This window comes from Candidatus Skiveiella danica (assembly GCF_022705245.1).
GTDB classification, from domain to species: Bacteria; Pseudomonadota; Gammaproteobacteria; order Burkholderiales; family Burkholderiaceae_C; genus Skiveiella; species Skiveiella danica.
Genome location: NZ_JAKJEW010000126.1, coordinates 1 through 370 on the forward strand (window position 1 = coordinate 1; position 370 = coordinate 370).

1 protein-coding gene is annotated in these 370 nt (G+C 57.8%); it reads left to right on the forward strand.

The genetic code is table 11. From position 1 onward, the window contains the following. Positions 1-370 (forward strand): hypothetical protein (locus tag ACMUOY_RS20425; RefSeq protein ID WP_413894551.1); only part of this gene is annotated, 370 nt, incomplete at both ends.

Below are 370 nucleotides of genomic sequence, written 5' to 3' on the forward strand. Positions count from 1 at the left end.
CCGCAGGAGACAAGGTCTTCGTCTTTGAACCGGAAGGTGCGACATTCGACCCGGCAATCCCGGTGACCATCACCTTCACAGCTGAAGAATGGGCACTCCTCTTTGGAGGGGGGAATGTCACCCAGATCCAGCGCTTCGACACGACCCTGAACGCCTGGGAGCCTCTTGCAAACCAGAACGTTGATGAAACAGCACGCAGCATCACCGGATGGACGACGAAGTTCAGCACCTTTGCTCCCATAACCGTCGCAAAGTCGGTCGCGAACTTCACCGCGAATCCCACATCCGGAAACCTGCCACTGACGGTGCAGTTCACCGACACCTCGACGAACGCACCGACCTCATGGTTCTGGGAGTTCGGTGACGGTGT